We start from the raw sequence: 22,682 nt of genomic DNA, 5'->3' as shown, positions 1-22,682 counted from the left end.
TTTTTATTCATAATAAATCATTAGACGTAACCATACACCACGGATGAACCGAGCCAACACATGAATCAGACGAAATGCTTAAAAAGTTTTACTTTTCTAACCCCGTTGGCATTTAGAGTAATTACTCATTCATTGGCTTTGTTATTGGTCGGCCTACTTCAAGGGTGCGAACAAATAGGCTATTACAGCCAGGCCATTTCCGGTCATTTATCCATCATGGCCAACCAAGAATACATCGAAGCGTTAATCAACGATCCAAACACCAACGAAAAAACCAAAAAACGCATGAAAGAAGTCATCTCGGCATTGGATTTCGCAGAGCAAAATCTCGGTATGCCTCAAGCACAAACCAACTACCGTAAGTTCGTTCAGCTGGAAGGCAAGTACCCGATATGGAGTGTAGTGGCAACGCCCGATGACTCACTCGCGCCCAGACAATGGTGTTACCCCTTTGTAGGATGCGCGTCCTATCGTGGTTATTATGCACAGCAGGATGCGAAGGATTACGCACAACAGATTTTTGAAGAAGGCAATATGGATGTGCACGTAGGCGGCGCTGACGCCTACTCCACACTCGGCTGGTTTAATGATCCGGTGTTATCAACCTTTTTCAGGAGAGATGAGGTTGGTCTCCACGCCCTGCTCTTTCATGAACTCGCGCACCAGGTGTTATATCTGAAGGGAGACAGCACCTTTAACGAGAGTTTCGCCAGCGCCGTCGAAGAAAGTGCCGTTGAACTGTGGCTGAAAGGTCAGACCGATAAAATCAAGATTTACGAACAACGCAGAAAACGATCAAGCGATTTCATTCGATTATTAAAGTCGACCCAATCCGAATTAGAAACCCTATACAACAGCGATTTATCGCGTTCAGAAAAGCTGAAAGCCAAAGCAACGATCATCCAAACATTGAAAGAAAACTACCAACAATTGAAAGAGAATCAGTGGTCAGGGTACGCAGGTTACGACGGTTGGTTTAATAAACCAATCAACAATGCCCGTTTAGCACTGGTCAATACCTACAGCCAATGGGTGCCTGCGTTCAAAAACTGGATAGAAATTTGTGAATACGACTACCCTGCTTTTTATCAGGCCGCGACAGAACTCTCGGAGCAACCGAAAGAGCGCCGTCAGCAAGTATTAGAGAATTACGCAAAAAAATACGCCTCCCATCCACTTAATCAAGCTGATTCTTATACAAAGGATGCTGAATCACTTCCCTGTAAATATTCGCCGAATAGTTAATCGGTGAGTGGTCCGATAATCGTTTGGGCGGGTCCGTCCAGCTCTTGGTGTGCATCTCTGCTCGGGTACTGCCAACCCGTATTCTCCGGTCATACTCAATGAACTCATCGTCCGGATTCACGTATTTGTTGCCTGAGTAAGAATAATAATGAAGTTCACCAACGTGCCGGAACCGGAATGGCGATGTTGCCGGCGGTAACCAGCAAACCATATCTGTGTGATTCACCATTCGATAAACCGGCACACCGGATAAGCTGGAAGCAAAATCACCATCCCCGACTCGGGGCGCACCGTATAAATAAAGCGCTGTGGGTGAATAATCCGCCGCAGCTAACGTTGCTAACGCGCCCCCCAAGCTGTGCCCTGCGAAGAAGACCGGCATTCTAAGCCGCCTGAGGCGATGCCTGACGGGTTCCCAAATTTTCATTAAGGCTTCTAAAAAACCTTGATGCACCAAGCCCCCACCAAACCAGGGGGATAACCCGGTATTAAAATTGTGAACCCAATTGGTTGGCTCAGAAGAGCCCCTAAAGGCCAACACCGCCCAGCGCGGTTTGGTGGAAGACACCAAAAGACTGGCCTGCATCCCCTGTTCTGCAATGAAGTACATTTCACGTAGGTTGATCATCTCAAGCTCGGGGTGAACCATGCTGGCATTATAGGCTGAACGATATTGATCACGATCTGAGCGATATACCCAGCGAGACAGCTCGCTCAACCAAAGTGCATTCACCGGGTCGTATGAGGTTTTTCCGGGATCAAAACGCCACCGCTGAAAGTTAGGAAAATAGTACGAGCTAACATCCGGTCTCAATAAAGCTTGCCAAGAGTGATCAAATTTCAAAACGGCAGTTTCTCACTTCTATCCATGAACATTAACGCATTTTATACGCTTAATAAGCCATACTTTACTTTAACCACCAAATATGGCGTTTTTCTTAAGGAACTGCATAAGTAATTGTATTCGATTTAGATGCTTTAAAGCTGGATTTATTGAAATGGTGATTTCGGCTTTTTGTGTCCAAAAGAACATTGTCGACAATATATTAATTTTAATTCCATCATCCCCATAAATCATCATACTTAAATACCTATTGTTGACAATATCTCAATTTTGTCTACAATCCGCTCATCTTTTAGAAAGTTTTTCAATAAAATTCTTACACCAAATTGAAGGTCGCTGGAACAAAGTCGACCGTCTATGATTTCTTTTTATAAGAAAGAACTCATATGAAACTCAACTGATGAGGGTTACAAACCGTGTTAGAAGCTTATCGCGCACACGTCGCAGAACGTGCTGAACAAGGCGTTCCACCAAAGCCATTAAATGCAGAACAAACAGCGGGTCTAGTGGAACTACTCAAAAATCCACCAGCGGGTGAAGAAACAACGCTGGTTGACCTTCTTGAAAACCGTATCCCACCGGGTGTTGATGAAGCGGCTTACGTTAAAGCTGGTTTTCTGACGGCAATCACTAAGGGCGAAGCTGAGTCTCCGCTGGTATCTAAAGAAAAAGCAGTTCAACTTCTGGGCATGATGCAAGGTGGTTACAACATCGCTACTTTGGTAGAGCTCCTTGACGATGCCGACCTTGCAGAACTGGCAGGTGAGCAACTTAAAAACACTCTGTTGATGTTCGATGCGTTCAACGACGTTAAAGAAAAAATGGACGCAGGTAACGCAGTAGCTAAAGCAGTTGTTGAATCTTGGGCAAACGCTGAATGGTTCACCAAGAAAAACAAGGTTGCTGAAAGCATCAAAATGACGGTATTCAAGGTTACGGGTGAAACCAACACCGACGACCTTTCTCCAGCACCAGACGCATGGTCTCGCCCTGACATCCCTGTTCACGCTCGCGCAGCCTACAAAATGACTCGTGACGGTTTGACGCCTGAAGAGCACGGTGTAACCGGCCCTATGTCTCAGATAGAGGAGATCAAAGCGAAAGGTCTTCCCGTAGCATTCGTTGGTGACGTGGTTGGTACAGGCTCTTCTCGTAAGTCTGCGACTAACTCTATACTTTGGTTCTTCGGTGACGACATACCAGGTGTACCTAATAAACGTACGGGCGGTGTTTGTATCGGTTCTAAAGTGGCGCCTATCTTCTTCAACACCATGGAAGACGCTGGCGCACTCGTATTCGAAGCGCCTGTAGACAAAATGAACATGGGCGACGTGATCGACATCCGTCCATACGAAGGTAAAATCATTAACCAGAACGGAGAAACGATCTCTGAGTTCGCCTTCAAATCCGACGTAATTCTGGACGAAGTTCAGGCTGGCGGTCGTATTCCTCTCATCATTGGTCGTGGTTTGACTGACAAAGCACGTCAAGCACTTGGCCTAGAAGCTTCTGACGTTTTCCGCAAACCAGTTGACCCGGAAGCAGGCACTAAGGGCTTCACCCTTGCTCAGAAGATGGTGGGTAATGCGTGTGGTGTTGAGGGTGTTCGCCCTGGTCAATACTGTGAGCCTAAGATGACGACGGTTGGCTCTCAGGACACCACGGGCCCCATGACGCGAGACGAACTGAAAGACCTGGCTTGTCTTGGTTTCTCTGCGGATCTTGTGATGCAGTCTTTCTGTCACACTGCCGCTTACCCTAAGCCAATTGACGTTGAAATGCAGCACACCATGCCAGACTTCATCCAAACGCGTGGTGGTGTAGCACTTCGCCCAGGTGACGGTGTCATCCACTCTTGGTTGAACCGTATGCTACTTCCAGACACAGTAGGCACGGGTGGTGACTCTCATACTCGTTTCCCAATGGGTATCTCTTTCCCTGCGGGTTCTGGTTTGGTTGCATTCGCAGCGGCAACCGGTGTTATGCCGCTGGACATGCCTGAGTCTGTTATGGTTCGCTTCAAAGGTGAAATGCAGCCAGGCATCACTCTACGTGACCTGGTACACGCGATTCCTTACTACGGCATTAAAGAAGGCCTATTGACGGTAGAAAAAGCCGGTAAGATCAACGAATTCTCTGGTCGTGTACTGGAAATTGAAGGCCTTGATAACCTTACGGTTGAACAGGCGTTCGAACTGTCTGATGCATCTGCGGAGCGTTCTGCAGCGGGCTGTACGATTAAGCTATCTGAAGAAGCGGTTAAAGAATATCTAACGTCTAACATCACTATGCTACGCTGGATGATCGCTGAAGGTTACGGCGACCCACGTTCTCTTGAGCGTCGTGCTCAGGCGATGGAAGCTTGGCTGGCTAACCCAGAGCTTATGGAAGCGGATACCGACGCTGAGTACAAGCACGTTCTAGAGATCGACCTTAACGAAATCAAAGAACCAATCGTGTGCTGCCCGAACGACCCTGATGACGCGAAACTACTTTCTGAAGTGGCTGGCGACACTGTAGACGAAGTATTCATCGGCTCTTGTATGACCAACATCGGTCACTTCCGTGCCGCTGGTCAGCTTCTATCTCAACACAAAGGCGGTCTTAAGACACGCTTCTGGATGACGCCTCCGACTAAGATGGACGCAGCTCAGTTAATGGAAGAAGGTTACTACAACACCTTCGGTACTTCCGGTGTTCGTACTGAAGTTCCTGGGTGCTCTCTGTGTATGGGTAACCAGGCACGAGTTGCTCCAAACACCACGGTTCTTTCGACCTCCACGCGTAACTTCCCTAACCGTCTGGGTGATGGCGCAAACGTTTACCTAACGTCAGCGGAACTCGCGTCTGTGGGTGCGATCCTTGGTAAGCTGCCTACACCGGCAGAGTACTTCGAGTACACCAAATCTCTGGATGCTAAGTCTGATGAAGTTTACAACTACCTGAACTTCGACCAGATGGAAGCGTACACAGCAAAAGCTGAAACGGCTTCTGTTGAGGTTTGATATATCTGAATTGATAAGTATCTGAGTGGATTAATATCAGAAATAAAAACCGCCATGCGAACGCTGGCGGTTTTTTTTATGCTTTTAATCTATGAGTTGTTCTGGTTCTCTACCTAATCAATATTCACAGAAATAATTTTTCTGTTTCCTATCAATTTCTTATACTTATCTTTAGCTAACTCAACCATTTCTTGATCTAAAGAGTGATCAAACGTATGGGAATCACTACTATTTCCAGTAGTAAGAGTACCAAAATAATACACTTCTGCTTCTGTGATATCGATAAATGAATTCTCAACAGTTTGATAGCCATAACTAAAGTTTGAAACATATCCTCTTCCCACTCCAGAAATTCCAAACACTGCAATATGGAGATCGTTTGAAACAATATCTATTGGCAAGGCTATTACATCATTATTAATTGGCTCAAAGTAATGATTCGATGCAGGCGGAAATCGGTCCCTCAGGAATTGTATGTATTCAACATACTGATCGCCTTTAACACCCACCAGAATAATTGCCTCAGTAGGTAGAGCTGCACGACCACTTGCAAAAGATTTTGGTTTTGTTGTTGCACATCCCTGAGCTAAAATTACTATAAATATAAAGATCAGTAATTGGCAGTTTCTCTTGATCAACTTCTCTTCCTTATTCTATATGGTTGAATTAAAGTAGAATTCTATCATGCACTCAATAGAAATAACGCACCTGACCTCTCCCCCAAAATTTGAAACGTAGTTTAGAAGCACTACCCAGTGTTGGAGAGTATGTGCCGTTCGATAGAGCAAGAATCAGGAGAGAGTTTTGATGAGAGAAATATTTAAAGTCTCGGATCTTATAAAGTGAGCGCTTATCAACCCCCGTTCTCTATCACCCCAGCCATCATTCGCCAGATTTCAAACATCAGCGAAAAGCTGGGCTATTTGGCGGCTGTGTCTGAAAAACAACTAGATTTACGCCTGCGTCGAATCAACCGCATTCGTACTATTCAGGGATCATTGGCCATTGAGGGGAATACGTTAAGTGAAGAGCAAATCACGGCGATTATAGAAGGCAAGCGAGTTATTGCGCCCCCCAAAGAGGTACAGGAAGCACGGAATGCGATTAAAGCTTATGAGTTATTTGAAAGCTGGCAGCCAGAGAGCGAGACTGATTTACTAAAAGCTCATGAGACCCTAATGGCAGGTTTGATTGATGATGCAGGATACTATCGTGCTGGCAATGTAGGTGTGATGAAAGGCGAGCAAGTGGTTCATATGGCTCCACCTTCTAACCGGGTTAAAAACCTTATGGCAGATTTGTTGAGTTGGTTACCCAGTACCGATCATCACCCATTGATTGTCAGCTCTGTTTTTCACTATGAGTTTGAATTTATCCATCCGTTCTCAGATGGCAATGGCCGTATGGGGCGGCTATGGCAGACGCTGATATTAAGTCAATGGAACCCACTACTTGCTCAACTCCCTGTCGAGAGTATGGTCTATGCCCAGCAGGATGAGTACTATCAAGCAATCAATCGGAGTACACAAGCTACGGATTCGGCCCCTTTTATTGAGTTTATGTTGAACAATATTTTGGCAGCGATAGAAGATAACCTAACCGGCTCGGAAGATCTCTTTTCTCAAGTGAGCCCCCAAGTCACACCTCAAGTCACCCCCCAAGTGGAGCTATTGCTGAAAGTACTGAAAGATAGTGCCCAACCGTTAAATCGAGAAGAGTTACAGACACTTTTAGGTTTAAAAGATCGTAAGTCATTTCGTGAACGCTATCTAAAGCCAGCCTTAGACGCTAATTTGATTGAAATGACCATTCCTGATAAGCCCAATAGCCGTTTACAGAAGTATCGTCTAAAGTGATCACGACGCTTTAATCCGCAGTCGGCCATTGCTGATTTTCGTGTAAAACACGTAATACTTCAATGAAGTTTGCCGACACATGCTCCCGATAAATCACAATAAACGGTAAGCCGTCAATCACCAGTTCTCGCGTATTTTTTACGCGTCCTTGGCGTCCAGCACGTGGGTGCACAGGGAGAATTAGGTGGGTGCTATCAATAATGTTCATGACAACATCAATTGCAACTATGGAGCTGTTATCTTTGGTGATGTAGGCTTCGATCTTATCTAAGTCATTGTCAGCTAAGTCAGTCCATTTGAGCTGCACGCTTAGCCTCCCACTTGGCTTTAATATCTGAATGGTCGATCAAGCGACCTTCATCAGCGGCTTTCACACCCTTCTCCACTTCTTGGATAAACCACTCTTCACGAGCCACATATTGTTTAATAGCTTCAGCCATTAGCCATGCACGAGGCCTGTCCATCGCTTCAGCCATCTGACCAACTCGGGCTAAGGTTTCATCATCCAATCTTACTGAGGTAGCTTTTAATGGCATAGCGGTTCTCCGAGGTTCTCTTAGAATCTCAATGATAGCCAATCCAGTTTTCTCTGTCATTACCCTCTGTGGCTAATAACAAGCCCTCTTCCGCTATTCCTATATCTTCGACGTTCACGACTTTGGCAAACACCCTCTCATTATGACTCGAGCAAATCAGACATGACACTTAGACAACTCGACATTTTCACCAGCTTCAAGCTTAGCCAACCAATCGTCTGCTTCTTCCATCGTCAAATGAAGTCCATTTTGTTGATAAGACTCCCAAGTATGTAATGCATCTTGTTTTAACGCTTCTCGCTTTTCTTCACGGTCAACATAATCACGGATTGCTTCACGCATGATCCAATGTGCGGAGCGATTTCGTGCTTCAGCCAAATTCTGAACTCGACTCTTCAAGTTGTCGTCAAGTTTTACTGATGTCGCCATTGATTTTGCCTCATGAATAAAAGGTACCTTTAAATACTCTGACACAGGTTGGGCTAATGGTCGCTTAAATTGTAAGCACTAAATTAACCTATCAATGCAAAATCAAAACATAACAAACAAGATGGAAGCGTACGCAGCGAAAGCCGAAACAGGTTCTGTTGAGGTTTAATTTCTGCCTGAGTTGATTAGTATCTGAAATGAAAAACCGCCATACGAAGCTGGCGGTTTTTTTTGGCTGACAGAAATAGCACCGCTTAAACAAGAAACCCCGCCAAAGCGAGGTTCTTTTAAAAGCCTATTGAACTCTGTTTTTACACAGTCTCACATAGAAGCCCTTTTTTTGATCGTCTATTTAGTGCGTTTTCGTTTTAGAAAAACACGTTCACCACTTGAACGGTTAATAAGTAAAGCATTTCTGTGATCCAGTGAATCCAGTTTCCAAATCTCGATTTTACCAGTTTTATGAGTTTTATGCTTGAATCCGGCGACATTACTAATGATCACATTCTCGCCTTTAATCTTCCAGTTTCCTTTTGTCTCAATATCATTTGGATTAAGATGAATCATACGCCCCATATAATTATTTTGGGGTTGGGAATAACTGGAAATTTCCCCATCCTTAATACTCCAGTACCCAACGGTTTTATCATTCTTTGGCCCTCTAACTCGACGCCAGTTCCCCCTAAGGAGTTCTTCCTGTTCCGTTAGATTTTCCCGCGAAGGTTTCATTTTATAAAAAGTGACTTTTTGTTTTGACTTAAGATCGATAAAAGACATCTGATATCGCTTAACCTTCTTAACCAAAAGAGACTTATTCAATGAAGGGGACTTTTTGTCTATTAATTCCAGCCTGTTTTTTTCTATTTTCCAACTACCAGAAACAGGAATAATATCTCCAAGAGAAACAAGACCAAACGGCCCTTTTGTCCATTGATAGCCTTCTTCTAAAACTTCAAATCTGATCGTTTGACCACCAATGGAGCCGAACCAAATACCGTAAATAACGTCCTCAAGACTTTGAGAAGAGTTTGATTTAGTTGAGTACTTTGTTTCTTTGGCAGATTTAATATTTTGAGGAGTTGGAGCTGAACCAAAATGAACCTGACCATTTTCATCTGTCCATTTAAAAACTTTTGAACCACTTAAACAGACAACACAGATTAATCCAATGCATAGCTTTATTAATACAACTTTCATTTCACTTACTCCGCAACCCTAACAAAGTTTAACGTCTCACCTGTATCCTGACTTACAAAGCCCATTGAGTTGTAATTCACAAACTTCTTGATCCAGGTTTTCGTTTTTCCTTGCCTATGATCAACTGGTTTTACAAAATCAGCTACATAATCCAAAGTCATTTTTGGATCCTGCATTTTCCAACTTCCGACCTGAATAAGCTTGCTGCTGTTCTTAACCAAAAACTGTGAACCTTCGAACTCATAGAGCAAATTGCCAAAACGCCACGTTCCTTTAATATCTTGGGACTGATTACCCTGACTTGACGTTCTCTTTAAATGCATTTCTTTAAAATTTTCAGACAGTAATACCAAACTATTATTGGAATTCGAGACAATTTCATATCGCTCAACAGTATCCAGCTTCTCTTTATCTGTGAAATGTTCGAAGTAGGTCAATTCAAGAATATTTTTACTTTGAGACAGCTTTCCTTTGCCAATCTCTCTTGATCTGTAACTGCTTCCGTTTGAAATATATTCAAATAGGAAGAACTTGTCGTAATTAAACACATACTTAAGAGTGACATAAGAGTTCTTTTTAGCATACCAACGCCCGCTCACTCTTTGATTACGGTCTCCTGAACTTTTCTTTTTATTAGATTCTTGAACCATCACTGATTTTGCAGAAGCTGATCCTGGTACATTTCCATAATGAACTTTTCCATTCTCATCAACCCATTTATATACACCTGCATTCACACCTTGTGATATAACAGCCGACATAATTAACGAGAACGTAATAATAACCAACCTATAAAATTTGTTATGAAACACTTATTCTACCTCCTTGTTTTGATTTGCATTATAACAACAGAAAAGTCTTACTCCGGGCTATATAAATGGACAGATAAGAATGGTGTGACACACTTCACACAAACACCTCCTTCTAATCAAAGTCCAAAAAATCAAACGCAGGAATTAGATTACAACTCCAGTTCTCGATTCAGAGCAAGAAAGATAAATGGCTACTATTACTGCGGAAGCTCCCCCATATCGTTGAACAGATCTTCCAGTATCGACTATCTAATCTCAGTAAAAAGAGCTGGACTTGTTGCAAAAGAGAACCTCAATTCAAACCAAACAACGAAGAATTCAGATTATGAAGAAGAGCTAAAGTGCATTGTTAACTTCTCAAAGTCTCAACTAAGAAAAAAAGAGAACGAAATTAATCAATTAAAGAAGAGATATAAAGAATTACTCACTATTAATAACCGTACGTCATCATACAAAAAACAACACTGTAACAAAGAAAAAGGAACACTTTCAGGCCAGGAAGCCCAAGACTGGATGAACTGCTATAAAAAGACAAACAGGGAAAAGAATAACTCGTCCAATGAATTTAAAAAACTTAAAAAACTGTTCTCCTCAGATTTGTAATCAATAATAAAGAAGTGCCACATAATGACTCCCTTGTTTATTATTGCTTTGAACCTTTACGATAATCCCCCAGCGTAACCCTCCCACTTCTTGAACGCTCTGTGGAATGGACCCAAAATAAAGCAAACAGTCACCATAAGAAAGCACCCAGTCTATCACCTCACAATCCTCAAGACTTTACATTAAATCTCAGAAAATACGGGGAATCACTAGAAAATCGGTCAAAAGAATAGGTCTCAGCCAGAACAAGGCCTCAATAAATGCCAAACACAAAAAAGCCCAAACAACTTTCATTGTTTGGGCTTTTGTTTTTCAGATTCAGACGTCGTTACCGACGCCAGACTCTAAAGCAATATTATACAGCTTTCAGAGGAATCTGTGGACGTGCTAGATCTTCAGCAGGCGGCGCGAAAGAAGTTAGGTGGATACCTTCAACCGCTGCTTTGTACTCTTCTAGAGTCGGGAAACGACCTAGGATAGTAGAAAGAACAACCATTGGCGTAGAACCTAGTAGAGACTCACCTTTCTTCTCAGCAGTGTCTTCTACAACACGGCCTTGGAACAGACGGGTAGAAGTAGCAAGAACAGTATCACCTGCTTCTGCTTTTTCTTGGTTACCCATACATAGGTTACATCCAGGGCGCTCTAGGTACAGAATGTTTTCGTACTTAGTACGAGCTGCTTCTTTTGGATGCGCGTCGTCGAAAGTGAAACCAGCGTATTTAGATAGGATATCCCAATCGCCTTCTGCTTTTAACTCGTCAACGATGTTGTACGTTGGTGGTGCAACAACCAGAGGAGCGTTGAACGTGATTGGACCGTTCTTCTCTAGGTTACGTAGCATGGCAGCGATGATTTGCATGTCACCTTTGTGAACCATACAAGAACCAACGAAGCCTAGGTCAACCTTACGGCCATCGTAGTAAGAAGCTGGACGGATCACATCGTGCGTATAACGCTTAGAAACGTCTTCGTTGTTTACGTCTGGGTCAGCGATCATTGGCTCGTCAATTGCGTCTAGGTCAACAACTAGCTCAGCAAAGTACTTAGCGTTGTCGTCCGGAGCAAGCGCAGGCGCTTCGCCAGATTTAACTTCAGCAATACGCTTGTCTGCTAGGTCGATAAGACCTTGTAGCATGCCAGCTTCGTTTTCCATGCCTTTGTTGATCATGATCTGGATGCGAGATTTCGCAAGCTCTAGAGACTGAATCAAAGTTTCGTCAGTAGAGATACAGATTGAAGCTTTCGCTTTCATTTCTGCAGTCCAGTCAGTAAAGGTGAACGCTTGGTCAGCCAATAGCGTACCGATTTGTACTTCAATTACGCGACCTTGGAAAACGTTCTCGCCGAACTTGTTAAGCATTTGAGCTTGAGTCGCGTGTACGATGTCACGGAAGTCCATGTGAGGCTTCATGTTACCTTTAAAAGTAACTTTTACAGACTCAGGGATTGGCATTGCACACTCACCAGTAGCTAGAGCGATTGCAACTGTACCGGAGTCAGCACCGAAGGCTACACCTTTAGACATACGAGTGTGAGAGTCACCACCAATGATGATTGCACGATCATCAACAGTGATGTCGTTCAATACTTTGTGGATTACGTCTGTCATTGAGTGGTAAACGCCTTTCGGGTCACGTGCAGTGATTACGCCGAATGCGTTCATGAATGCCATTAGCTTAGGCGTGTTTGCCTTAGCTTTGTTGTCCCATACAGATGCAGTGTGACAACCAGATTGGAAAGCACCATCAACACTTGGAGAAATAGTAGAAGCAGCCATAGCTTCCAGTTCCTGACAAGTCATAGGACCAGTCGTGTCCTGAGAACCAACGATGTTCACTTTAACGCGAACGTCAGAACCAGTGTGTAGAGGCGTTTCAGAAGCAACACCCACTGCATTACGGTTGAAGATTTTTTCAACAGCAGTTAGGCCTTGACCTTCGTGAGAAATCTCTTTGGACGCAGCGTAAACAACAGGCGCAGTAACACCTAGCGTTTCAGCAGCGAACGTTTGTAGTTTCTTACCGAAAGTTACAGCGTAAGAACCGCCGGCTTTCATGAATTCAACTTTTTGCGGAGTGAACGCGTCTGCAATGTCAGTCAACTCTTCGCTACCGTTGTAAAGCTTCTTAGCTTTAGTGTCGATAGTAAGAACAGTACCAGTAGCAACAGAGAATTTCTCTTCTAGTACAGCGTCGCCGTTCGCGTCAGTTACTACGTTACCGTCAGCGTCTACTTTCTTAACCCAGTTTTTAAGGTCAAGACCGATACCACCAGTTACACCAACTGTGGTTAGGAAGATAGGAGCGATACCGTTAGTACCCGCAACAACTGGTTTGTTGTTTACGAATGGAATGTATGGAGAAGTTTTCTCACCCGCCCATAGTGCAACGTTGTTCACACCAGACATACGAGAAGAACCTACACCCATGGTGCCTTTTTCAGCGATTAGCATCACTTTGGCGTTCGGGTGTTTCTTACCTAGTTCAACGATTTCTTGTTGAGCTTCAGGTGTGATCATGCACTGGCCGTGCAATTCACGGTCTGCACGAGAGTGAGACTGGTTACCTGGAGAAAGAAGGTCAGTAGAGATATCACCTTCTGCAGCGATGTAAGTTACAACCTCGATTTTCTCAGGGATGTCGTCAAGCTTAGTGAAGAACTCAGCGTTGGCATAGCTTTCCAGGATGTCTTTAGCAATGGCGTTGCCAGCTTTGAAAGCGTCCGCTAGACGAGCTGTGTCAGCGTCGTATAGGAATACTTGAGTTTTTAGAACTTCGCCAGCCGCTTTAGAGTTAGCGTCGTCAGAAAGCGCAATATCCAAAAGTGCTTCAACAGAAGGACCGCCTTTCATGTGAGACAATTGCTCAAGTGCGAACTCAGGAGAGATTTCAGCAACAGTCTCTTTACCTAGAACGATGTCTTTTAGGAAAGCCGCTTTAACACCCGCTGCTGGCGTAGTACCAGGTAGCGTGTTGTAGATGAAGAAGTTCAGAGACGCTTCGCGCTCTGCATTGCCAGTGTCTTTGATCTGGGCAATGATTTCAGATAGCAATTCAGCGCTATCGATCGGTTTCGGGTTTAGGCCAAGATCCGCTTTACGAACCTCAATCTCTGCTAGGTAATCTGAATACAAGCTCATCTGAATATCTCACTCAACATCAAGTTATTCCGTGACCATTATGTTTTCCGGTCACTGGCCAGGAGCACGCGGGGCTCCCCTAAAAAATTATCGGGCGAATTATAGGTTAGGTCCCCCTATAAGTTAAAGGCAAGCCGACGGATTTTTAGCTATAAATGTAGGAAATCCTGATTATATTCGCTATTCATTTCATGAATATGGGTAAAAGTGTACAAAGAAAGGGCAAGGATATCTGGCGACTTTCAATTTGCACTGTTTTGGGTTTTCTTTCCCGTTGGCTATTAAAAAAGGGGGAAGATTACCGTCTTTACCAAACTGAGCACAATGCATGACCTCAGATTGCGTTTATTTGAAAGAATCACTCAATGTATTGCCTCATTCATGTTGGAGTTTCTTGATTGGCTGATTTTTCTTGTCACCAAAGAGGGTTCGCCTCTGTCTGACAATGGATTAATTTGATAGAATACCGCGCGATTTTTAACCAAATAAACCATGGCGAATATAGTCAGTCAGTTAACTCAACTGAGCGGGTATAGGTTCATGTCACAAAAGGCACACAATGTTTTCTCTGATTAATAAATTCACCCCTGCCAACGCAAAGAACGACTTTCTTTCGGGATTGACCGTTTCTCTTGCTCTTGTACCGGAAGCGGTTGCATTCGCTTTTGTTGCAGGCGTAGAACCTTTAGTAGGTCTGTACGCAGCTTTCTTCGTCGGTTTAATTACCGCTGTTTTTGGTGGCCGTCCTGGCATGATTTCTGGTGCAACCGGTGCACTTGCTGTTGTGATGGTGTCACTTGTAAGCCAGCACGGCGTAGAGTACTTGTTTGCCACCGTCGTTCTGATGGGAATAATTCAGGTAGCAGCAGGTATATTTAAGCTCGGCAAATTCATTCGCATGGTTCCCCACCCCGTAATGCTCGGCTTTGTGAACGGCCTGGCGATCGTTATCTTCCTTGCTCAACTCGGACAGTTTCAGGTTGCCAACCCGGACACGGGCAACATGGAATGGATGGAAGGCAGTATGCTCTACATGATGCTTGGTTTGATTGCCATCACCATGTTCATCATCCATTTCCTGCCTAAGCTAACGACTGCTGTACCGTCATCCCTGGTTGCGATTATTGCAGTTTCTTTAGCCGTAATCGGTCTGGATTTAAACACCAAAACCGTCGGCGATGTTGCTTCTATTGGTGGTGGGCTGCCTGAGTTCCATATTCCTATGGTTCCGCTGAACCTGGAAACACTGTACATCATTCTTCCGTACGCATTCATTCTTGCCGCTATTGGTTTGATCGAAAGCCTGCTGACGCTTAGTTTGATTGATGAATTGACCGAAACTCGCGGTCGAGGCAATAAAGAATGTATCGCTCAAGGTGCAGCAAACGTCACTACAGGCTTCTTCGGTGGCATGGGCGGTTGTGCGATGATCGGCCAAAGCATGATCAACGTAAACTCAGGGGGTCGCGGCCGCCTGTCAGGCATCACCGGCGCTGTATTCCTTTTACTTTACATTTTGGTTGCGTCCGATCTGATCGAACAAATCCCGGTTGCGGCTCTGATCGGTGTTATGTTCATGGTTGTGATTGGTACATTTGAATGGTCCAGCTTCCGCATCATGCGTAAGATCCCTAAGCAGGATGCGTTTGTGATCGTGCTGGTTTCCGGCGTAACAGTTGCCACCGACCTGGCCATCGCGGTGATTGTCGGCGTGATTGTTTCTGCACTGGTATTCGCGTGGGAACATGCCAAACACATTTATGTGGACACAGAAGATCAGGAAGGCAGCCGAGTCTACAAGCTACACGGCCCTATCTTTTTCGGTTCTGTGGCTAACTTCCTGGAACTGTTCGATCCAAAGAAAGACCCGGATGATGTCATCATTGATTTTCAGCACTCCCGCGTTTCAGACCACTCAGGTATTGAAGCATTGGACACGCTGGCAGAACGTTACATCAAAGCAGGCAAAAAACTGCACCTTCGCCACTTAAGTCCGGAATGTAAGATTCTACTTAGCAAAGCGGGTGATATGGTTGAAGCAAATGTTCTGGAAGATCCGAATTACCATGTAGCCACAGACAAGCTGGCTTAACATCCAGCAGGTCGTTGAAACTAGTCAGGGTTAACAGGCAATAACTTGTTAACCCTGCCCTCCTCCTGAACTAAGTACTTTTTCATAATGGCTTGATAAGCCTCGCTGGTTTTAAAGGCTTTCAGCCGTCGGTCAAATTCCTCTACACGTTCAACCGCCCGATGAGCACGACTGAACGCGATGTACACTTTTCCCGAAGAGACCGACGCTTCAGAAGGAACAATACCGGTTAATCCCATTTGTTTCAGAGTATGCAAGCCTACATATCGATTTGCCATCACCAAGTCTACTCGACCAAGATTCAGCATCTGAAAATTTCTGGCCATCGTGCCCGCCGGCTCACGCTTAAACAAAGTGCTTTCAGAAAACGCTTTGGAATATACATAACCGGACTGAATTCCTATCGATAACCCCGCCAAAGACGCTAACGAATCATAAATAAACGGTTCCCGGGATTTTACAAACAGCGTACTTTCGGTCAAAGAAAGGTGTTCTTTAGGGTACATCATAAAAGCGTCTCGCTCAGGCGTGTAAATCACCCCCAATAACGCAGCCGCCTTCCCGGCCTCAACCATTTTCACGGCTCGTTTCCAAGGCAGAAACTTCAGTGTCGGCTGATAACCCATAACTTTGAGAAGATGCTGACTGGTCTCCCAATCAAAACCTTGAGACTGCCCGTTTACTTCATACACATAAGGCGGCCAGGCTTCTGTTACCAATAAAATCGGGTCTTCAATCGTTTCTGCATTTACCACCGCCAGCCAAAGCCAGCCCAGTAGCACGACCACAAAGTCCATCATCCTCCTGGAAACCTTTGCTTTACCCAACTGAACCTTCCCTCCTCAAATCAGTCTCCTCGCACCCACAGATTCCAAAGCTCGAAAGCTCGAAAATCAGACACTCACTGAAACTATTGTAGACTGAAAGCCGGATCACGTTCGAGCACTGAAATCGAACAGGCATACCAAATGCAAAAAGCAGGGAACATAACTTCCCTGTTTAATTATCATTACCGGAGATGGTCGCTCAGGACGCCATGAAAACGCCATAAGCCCCGTTATTCTGAGAGAGGCTTTATTGGCCTCTCAAGCCAGTTTGTAATATCTGGCCATTGTGCTTCGCCAGTTCCAGATAAAAATCCAGACCTAAATCGACCCCTTTATGGTACTCAAACACACTTTTAGCCAGCATCGGCATCACTGCCATACTCAGCATACTGATGCCAATCATCTCAGCATCCAAAGAAGCGTCTATTTTTCCCTTAAACTGAAGGCGCTTTATAATCTTGTAAATCGCATGACGCATTGGATCAACTATTTTATCCAAAATGTACTTTCGACTCGGGCCTTGTTGCAAAGAAAGCGTTCTCATCATCAGCAGCGGAAACTGCTGATCAGGCACCATGGTTTTGTAATACACTTCAAAGAAGGATTCCAGACTGTCAATGTCATCTGAATTCTGAAGCGCCGTCAAACGCTCAGCAATGGGGATGAATTGAGTACGAATCAATTCCTGATACAAGCCTTCTTTGTTCCCGAAGTAATACCGGATCATTGCGATACTGGTGTCTGCCATCGTAGCAATTCGTCGGGTAGATACCTTCTCATAGCTGTCTTCCAGAAACGATTTCTTCGCGGCCATCAATAGCCTTTCTCTGACCGAGATTTCATTCTGGTCAGATACAGCAGGTCTTCCAACAGAGGATTTCGACATGTTTAGAGAGCTCTAATGTGTGAAATATTAAAAAAGAGTATGAACAATTTAAGTTAATTGATCATTCAATCAAGTAATTTATCGTAACAAGGAGCTATAGACAAACTAATCAATAAAAAAGTTCTGATTTATTTTGAATCGGTTTCTCTGAAATCAATCGGCATGGTAATTTCGAAACGAGTGAACCGACCTAACTTGGAAACGCATTTGATTTGCCCAAACAGTGCCTGAGATACAATGTTGTAAGCTATGTGTAAGCCAAGGCCAGCAGCGCCCTGATTACGGGTAGTGGTCACAAATGGATCGAAGATCTGCTCAGCCAGCTGCTCATCAACGCCTCGACCATGATCTTCAACGGAAACAAATACTTTTTCACCCTCCAGTTTTGCAGTAATAATGACCTCACCACTGTCGTCGGACATGTAACCATGGGTGAAGGCATTATTGATGAGCACAGAAAACAGCGTCGTTAACCGCTCCTCATCCACATACAAAGAAATATTATCCGAACATGAAATGACAATGCGATCATCTAACTCTTTGGCCAAATCCAAACGGGAAGGAAGATCGTATAAATATTCTTTCAGCTCCAGACGGTTCCATTTCTCCGGCTCACTTTGAACCGACAACATTTTAAACGTGGACACCAGATTGGAAGCTTTTCCTAAATTCCTTTTTATCAGACTCATCGATTCTTCATTGGCGACGACCAAATCGTGAAAGTCTTTGGTCGACAACTTATTGTCATCAAATAAAGTTTTAGCGTGTTGGTATTGCTGCTCTAAATAACTGATTGCGGTGAGAGACACGCCCAGAGGGGTATTCATTTCATGGGCAATACCCGCCACTAAGTGACCAAGGGATGCAAGCTTCCGAGCTTCTACCAAATCTTTTTGGTTCTGCGATAACTGCCCAACCATTTGGTTGAACGACTCCGCTAATTCCCGCATTTCATCCTTAGTTTCCACAGGCATAGACGCATCCAGGTTACCACCGGAAACAGACCTTGCCCTCGCCACGAACACTTTCAACGTATCGTGAATTGATCGATACATACCAGCATAAAGATAAATAATGATCAGCATTAACACACCGGTTAATGCCATAAACGCATTGAGCTTTTTACGTTCTTCACCGGCACGATCATCCAGCTGGTTTACCACGATCCCGATCAGCTCATCAATAAAGTCATACACACCGGCATGAATATCAGAAAGATGCGCATAATACTCTTGCCAAGCCATTTCACGGCGATCCGCTTCAATGATTTCGTCGTACATCAAATCCCGGCCTTGCAGTACCCCGGTAATGATTCGATCGACACCTCTTTGTAACGGTATTCTGTACTTCTGGTTTTCCGCCACCGCATAGCCCATGTTGTTACTTAACAAATGGAAGCTGTCGGTTAAATCATCGTAAATTTCGTCCAGTTGCAGATAGGTATCATGATCGACACTTAATTGATTCAGGGCATAAACACCATAAGCTCTGCTGCGCCCCAGTTCTCTGAGCGCAATGGGCATGTCATCAGACAACATATTGATCAAAAGGAAAGTATTTAAGTTCGGGTCATGCGCAAGTTTGGTTCGATAACCAATCACATCAACCAATGATTGAATGGTTCTGACAAAGCTGTCGTAATACTTGAACTGAATGTGAGGCCCACCTTGGGCACCAGAGGAGTAACTGTTAAGTTGCTTCCAGCTGACGTGCACCTGTTTCACCTGATGATCAATTTCAGCGTCACCAAACAGCGTAACAATTTCGTTGATTTCAGAGATCATGTGTTCAACTTTCTTGCGCTGAACATCCAACTGATCCCGAATTTCCTTCTGGTCATTCACTCTAAGGATAATGGAGCGATCCCGATACTCAGACGCTTCCCGAATCAAGCGAAAGACATTCGACATCATTTGCAAACCTTGGCGCTCAACATGAGTAATCGCCAGATTTCGCTGAATTTCAGCGACCAAACCAAAACCGAGTAACACAACCGGCAGGAGGAACAACGCACTGATGAGAATAAACTTCTGAATATACGTCAATTGATTCATCAAGCTTCTTGCCGGCAAGAAAAATTTCTTAAATATGTCGCCAGCTTTAGGCATTAACTCGTCCCTTGAGAATATGTCTTTGAAAATGATAAAAAAATCTGGATTTAAGCGATTAGTATAGAAGTAATCAACATAGTTTGTGAACAACTAAACTTATACTCGATGATTAAAAATAACTTCTATCGCTTAGGATGATCTAGACTAACCAACACGGTTCCAATAAAGGTGACAAGGATACCACAATGTTTGTACGAATTGATCAGGTTCCGAACGATGTAACCGAAGAAGAGATCCTTGATTTGTTCAATCATAGCCCCAGAGTCAAACATGTCATCATCAAAAACGAACTATTCAATGACGACGCTGTGGTTTGGGTTCGACTGAATGTAGAATCTCGGGCGGTGATCAACGGCATAGCAGACTACATGAACGGAAAATACCTGAGAAGCCATAAAATACGAGTCAGCGCCCCACTATTCTTTAACGAACCCTGGGTTAGCGACTGACGCCTGGACCTCTGCTTTCCAGTTTTTAATTGCCACTTGCCGCTTAATTTCCTCTATGGTCTGAATGCTCATGTTGCGTGTCAGTTCGTGCAATTTCTGATTCTCATTCCCTAATGAAGACACCAGTGCGTCGAGGATCAAGTCCATATCCGGTTGCTTACCATCGGTCGCGATATCATTGATTAAACCATCCAAAACCTGCCACGCAACATCTGAGACTAACCTCTGAATTTCCTGACTGATCTTATCGCCAATCACGGGGAGTCGCTCCAATGTCTGCATTTCCCTTTGATTTTCAATGGCAAGCTCCACTCGCTTGCGAATATCGTCCTGAATTTTATCCCGGCTGAGCTGATAATGCTCCGTGATAAACCCTTCAACACCGGAGGCAATCCAACGAATCAACTCCGTCTTATGAGGGGCAAACACATTATCAACAATGCGCTTCCCCAGCGGGTAATCCTTATCGAACTCAGACTGAACACCATTCAATACGTTCAAAACCACTTTATCGGACACTTCCTCCACCAAGATGTCATGATAAATGCTTACCCTGCGATAAAAGAAATTGTTTTTAAGATCAATCACCCCCATACGATGCAGGCGAATTAATACGGATACGATTCTCAATAGCCGTAACCACCGGAACTCGGCTAACGGAATACACCCCAATAAATCATACCAATGAAACAACGGAAAAAAGAACCAGCCCGGATATTCTTTCCGGTGCAGGCTGATGGCCCAACGAACACAAAACTCCGTTAAGAAGAAGGCCACAAATGCGCCATCAATCAATAAAAAGTGAGGGCTTACATATTCATAATAAAGATCTAAACCTTGGCCCGGAAACGACATCCAAAACCCTTCAAGGGCGTCCCATGTCAGCAACGCATCGACAACCAAAAACGTCAGATTCGAAAACAAAACAAGCATCATGATGATATCCCAGGTAACAAACCTGCGATCGTCCTGACTGCCTTGCTTAAATTTTTCCAGATGAATGTGTTCCGACAAGAGTACTCCTTAGTTTCATCCCATGAAGATTTATCTTTATTTTTAAGCTCTGTTATGAATAAATTCGCATACTCATTGTTATCTATAGTACCTGTAAGTATGAAGCTTTATTTCAGAATGTTGATTTTATTATTGAAACTGCGTCGTCTCGGCAAGCTTTCATCCAAGGATACCGTAGAATTCAACTCACGAGTATGGCCTACGGATTTAGACCTCAATGGCCACATGACCAACACGCGCTATGTAAGCCTGTTTGATCTGAGCATTATCCAGCTGTTCTCACAAATGGGGTTCATGGGTTCCCTCACCCAAATGAAGTGGAAGCCCATGATCAATGCCCGCAACATCAGCTTTCTAAAGGAACTCTCCCCGTTTGAGTCGTTTAAGGTTTCCTCAAAAATCATCTGCTGGGATCGGAGCTTTGTCTACATCGAACACCGAATCCGAAACAAACAGAGCAAAACCAGCGCGGTTTGTTACAGCCGAGGTTTATTTCTCGCGAAAAAAGGGCTGATCAGTTTTAAAGACGTCTTAGCTCACGCCAACGAGTTACAGCAAGGGCCGACCGACATCGCAGCAATGACACAAAACGGCTCACCCGAAATGCCCGAGCACATTAAACACTGGAAAGAAACGTTAAATCACCAGAAAAAACAGACTAAGTCTTCTTAGCAGAACCTGCCAGGCCTTCATTCACCAGCCAAAGTACTCATCTTCCGCTGAACGGTTTTGAAGCCCGTTCCACTCTTCTTTGGTCAGTAAATTGCAAGTCTCAGAGTCTTCATCAAAGACAATGATAACCCGTCCCGATTTCACAGCCTGGGCAAGTTGCTGACACTTGTTTTCAAGGGTTTGTTCTTGCTCCCCATAGTCAGTGCCTTCTCGGCTGACAAAGGATTCAATGATGCCATTAAGGGCATCTGCAGAAAGGCTTTTCCATGGTACTTCAACCGCCATGAAAGGGTACTCCAATGTTACTTTAATAGATGCGTTGATGAACCTCGGATGATCTAAAAAAACCAACCTCGTTCCAAGTCTGCCTTGCAGGATTTGTACTGTTTCAAATATTGACTGGCTTTTCGCTGCACTTTATTGGAAACCTTCAGCAGCCACTTTTTCTTCAGGTAAGTCTTTCGCTCGTAACCGCCATGCCCTTCGTGGTAAGCCAAATACAGCTGCTTTGCATTCCATTTCGAAATACCCAGACGTTTGTGACTGGTGTAATTGTACCAACCGATGAAATCAACAGCGTCTTCGAAATCATCCCGGTCAGCTCCGTAATTTCTTGTCTTGCTTAGGTAATGATCCCAGGTTTCATCGAGAACTTGTGCATAACCGTAGGCCGATGAAGGTCTGGGGCCGGGAAAGATCCATAAAAAAGTACTTCTCGGAGGCTTGGCATCGCTGACAAATTTGGACTCCTGATGAATGAACGCCATAGTGACATGCAAAGGCACGCCCCATTTTTTTTGGACGTCTTTGGCCGCATCGTACCAGTCGGAGTTTTCATCAAAGATGGTGCAAACATTATTGATATTACTCGGCTGGGATGAGCATCCGGTCATCAACAACGAGCCTAAAATAAGGATCAGAAAAGAACAACGCATTTAAACTCCAGTTTTAATCAGGCTCAC

21 protein-coding genes are annotated in these 22,682 nt (G+C 44.2%); 7 read left to right on the top strand and 14 right to left on the bottom strand.

The annotated features are described in order from the left end of the window. The first annotated feature begins 60 nt into the window (after positions 1-60). Positions 61-1,245, top strand: a complete 1,185-nt coding sequence (locus ABD744_RS03505; protein ID WP_344795503.1) for an aminopeptidase — start codon at positions 61-63, stop codon at positions 1,243-1,245. Here ABD744_RS03505 and ABD744_RS03500 read toward each other — a convergent pair. Beyond that, the gene (locus ABD744_RS03500) at positions 1,178-2,089 is read right to left on the bottom strand and encodes a lipase family protein (RefSeq protein ID WP_344795501.1); all 912 of its coding nucleotides are present in this window, start codon (positions 2,087-2,089) and stop codon (positions 1,178-1,180) included. The two genes, ABD744_RS03505 and ABD744_RS03500, sit on opposite strands and share 68 nt — an antisense overlap. A 416-nt stretch (positions 2,090-2,505) precedes the next feature. On the opposite strand from ABD744_RS03500, the gene acnB reads away from it, so the two are divergent. Then, a complete protein-coding gene (gene acnB, locus ABD744_RS03495; RefSeq protein WP_344795499.1) occupies positions 2,506-5,094 on the top strand; it encodes a bifunctional aconitate hydratase 2/2-methylisocitrate dehydratase in 2,589 nt (862 codons plus the stop codon). A gap of 113 nt (positions 5,095-5,207) precedes the next feature. Here acnB and ABD744_RS03490 read toward each other — a convergent pair whose 3' ends face one another. Continuing rightward, on the bottom strand, positions 5,208-5,732 hold the full coding sequence (locus tag ABD744_RS03490) for a hypothetical protein (protein WP_344795497.1): 525 nt from the start codon (positions 5,730-5,732) through the stop codon (positions 5,208-5,210). A gap of 204 nt (positions 5,733-5,936) precedes the next feature. On the opposite strand from ABD744_RS03490, the gene ABD744_RS03485 reads away from it, so the two are divergent. Further along, the gene (locus ABD744_RS03485) at positions 5,937-6,950 is read left to right on the top strand and encodes a Fic family protein (protein WP_344795495.1); all 1,014 of its coding nucleotides are present in this window, start codon (positions 5,937-5,939) and stop codon (positions 6,948-6,950) included. A gap of 10 nt (positions 6,951-6,960) precedes the next feature. On the opposite strand, the gene ABD744_RS03480 is transcribed toward ABD744_RS03485, so the two are convergent. The 5 genes from ABD744_RS03480 to ABD744_RS03460 all read right to left on the bottom strand — a co-directional run bounded on the left by ABD744_RS03480 (position 6,961) and on the right by ABD744_RS03460 (position 9,924). After that, complete coding sequence (locus ABD744_RS03480; protein ID WP_344795493.1) at positions 6,961-7,257, bottom strand: type II toxin-antitoxin system RelE/ParE family toxin; 297 nt, start codon at positions 7,255-7,257, stop codon at positions 6,961-6,963. Continuing rightward, positions 7,238-7,486: a CopG family ribbon-helix-helix protein gene (locus ABD744_RS03475; RefSeq protein WP_344795491.1), complete on the bottom strand. Its 249-nt coding sequence runs from the start codon at positions 7,484-7,486 to the stop codon at positions 7,238-7,240. Before ABD744_RS03475 ends, ABD744_RS03480 begins: the two co-directional genes overlap by 20 nt. Positions 7,487-7,642: 156 nt before the next feature. After that, entirely contained in the window at positions 7,643-7,915 is a 273-nt protein-coding gene (locus ABD744_RS03470) for a CopG family ribbon-helix-helix protein (protein WP_344795489.1), read from the bottom strand. A 348-nt stretch (positions 7,916-8,263) separates the two neighbouring features. Then, positions 8,264-9,112 carry a DUF4124 domain-containing protein gene (locus ABD744_RS03465; RefSeq protein WP_344795487.1) on the bottom strand — a complete coding sequence of 283 codons (849 nt, stop codon included), beginning with the start codon at positions 9,110-9,112 and terminating at the stop codon, positions 8,264-8,266. A gap of 5 nt (positions 9,113-9,117) precedes the next feature. After that, positions 9,118-9,924, bottom strand: a complete 807-nt coding sequence (locus ABD744_RS03460) for a DUF4124 domain-containing protein (protein WP_344795485.1) — start codon at positions 9,922-9,924, stop codon at positions 9,118-9,120. Between ABD744_RS03460 and ABD744_RS03455 the strand changes: the two genes are divergently transcribed. Then, positions 9,916-10,527, top strand: a complete 612-nt coding sequence (locus tag ABD744_RS03455) for a DUF4124 domain-containing protein (RefSeq protein ID WP_344795483.1) — start codon at positions 9,916-9,918, stop codon at positions 10,525-10,527. The two genes, ABD744_RS03460 and ABD744_RS03455, sit on opposite strands and share 9 nt — an antisense overlap. Before the next feature lie 355 nt (positions 10,528-10,882). Here the strand turns inward: ABD744_RS03455 and ABD744_RS03450 are convergent, their stop codons facing one another. Next, entirely contained in the window at positions 10,883-13,669 is a 2,787-nt protein-coding gene (locus tag ABD744_RS03450; RefSeq protein WP_344795481.1) for a bifunctional aconitate hydratase 2/2-methylisocitrate dehydratase, read from the bottom strand. Between the two features lie 559 nt (positions 13,670-14,228). Here ABD744_RS03450 and ABD744_RS03445 point away from each other — a divergent pair. After that, on the top strand, positions 14,229-15,761 hold the full coding sequence (locus tag ABD744_RS03445) for a SulP family inorganic anion transporter (protein ID WP_344795479.1): 1,533 nt from the start codon (positions 14,229-14,231) through the stop codon (positions 15,759-15,761). Positions 15,762-15,781: 20 nt separating this feature from the next. Here the strand turns inward: ABD744_RS03445 and ABD744_RS03440 are convergent, their stop codons facing one another. The 3 genes from ABD744_RS03440 to ABD744_RS03430 all read right to left on the bottom strand — a co-directional run bounded on the left by ABD744_RS03440 (position 15,782) and on the right by ABD744_RS03430 (position 19,528). Further along, positions 15,782-16,588 (bottom strand): substrate-binding periplasmic protein, encoded by an 807-nt coding sequence (locus tag ABD744_RS03440; protein WP_344795477.1) that lies wholly within the window; start codon positions 16,586-16,588, stop codon positions 15,782-15,784. Positions 16,589-16,835: 247 nt separating this feature from the next. Beyond that, positions 16,836-17,474, bottom strand: a complete 639-nt coding sequence (locus ABD744_RS03435) for a TetR/AcrR family transcriptional regulator (RefSeq protein WP_344795475.1) — start codon at positions 17,472-17,474, stop codon at positions 16,836-16,838. 128 nt (positions 17,475-17,602) lie between these two features. Next, positions 17,603-19,528, bottom strand: coding sequence for a sensor histidine kinase (locus tag ABD744_RS03430; RefSeq protein ID WP_344795473.1), 1,926 nt, complete (start codon positions 19,526-19,528; stop codon positions 17,603-17,605). A gap of 242 nt (positions 19,529-19,770) precedes the next feature. On the opposite strand from ABD744_RS03430, the gene ABD744_RS03425 reads away from it, so the two are divergent. After that, complete coding sequence (locus tag ABD744_RS03425; protein ID WP_344795471.1) at positions 19,771-20,034, top strand: hypothetical protein; 264 nt, start codon at positions 19,771-19,773, stop codon at positions 20,032-20,034. Here ABD744_RS03425 and ABD744_RS03420 read toward each other — a convergent pair. Beyond that, positions 20,002-21,048 carry a hypothetical protein gene (locus ABD744_RS03420; protein WP_344795469.1) on the bottom strand — a complete coding sequence of 349 codons (1,047 nt, stop codon included), beginning with the start codon at positions 21,046-21,048 and terminating at the stop codon, positions 20,002-20,004. The genes ABD744_RS03425 and ABD744_RS03420 overlap by 33 nt on opposite strands. Positions 21,049-21,165: 117 nt before the next feature. Between ABD744_RS03420 and ABD744_RS03415 the strand changes: the two genes are divergently transcribed. Further along, complete coding sequence (locus ABD744_RS03415) at positions 21,166-21,720, top strand: thioesterase family protein (RefSeq protein WP_344795467.1); 555 nt, start codon at positions 21,166-21,168, stop codon at positions 21,718-21,720. Between the two features lie 21 nt (positions 21,721-21,741). On the opposite strand, the gene ABD744_RS03410 is transcribed toward ABD744_RS03415, so the two are convergent. Then, positions 21,742-22,005 carry a YheU family protein gene (locus ABD744_RS03410; protein ID WP_344795465.1) on the bottom strand — a complete coding sequence of 88 codons (264 nt, stop codon included), beginning with the start codon at positions 22,003-22,005 and terminating at the stop codon, positions 21,742-21,744. A 53-nt stretch (positions 22,006-22,058) separates the two neighbouring features. Next, on the bottom strand, positions 22,059-22,655 hold the full coding sequence (locus tag ABD744_RS03405; protein ID WP_344795463.1) for a transglycosylase SLT domain-containing protein: 597 nt from the start codon (positions 22,653-22,655) through the stop codon (positions 22,059-22,061). Between the last annotated feature and the right edge of the window lie 27 nt (positions 22,656-22,682).

The sequence above is a fragment of the Litoribacillus peritrichatus genome (genome assembly GCF_039537985.1).
In the GTDB taxonomy this organism is placed as follows: Bacteria; Pseudomonadota; Gammaproteobacteria; order Pseudomonadales; family Litoribrevibacteraceae; genus Litoribacillus; species Litoribacillus peritrichatus.
This window is presented reverse-complemented; position numbering and strand designations above follow the sequence as displayed.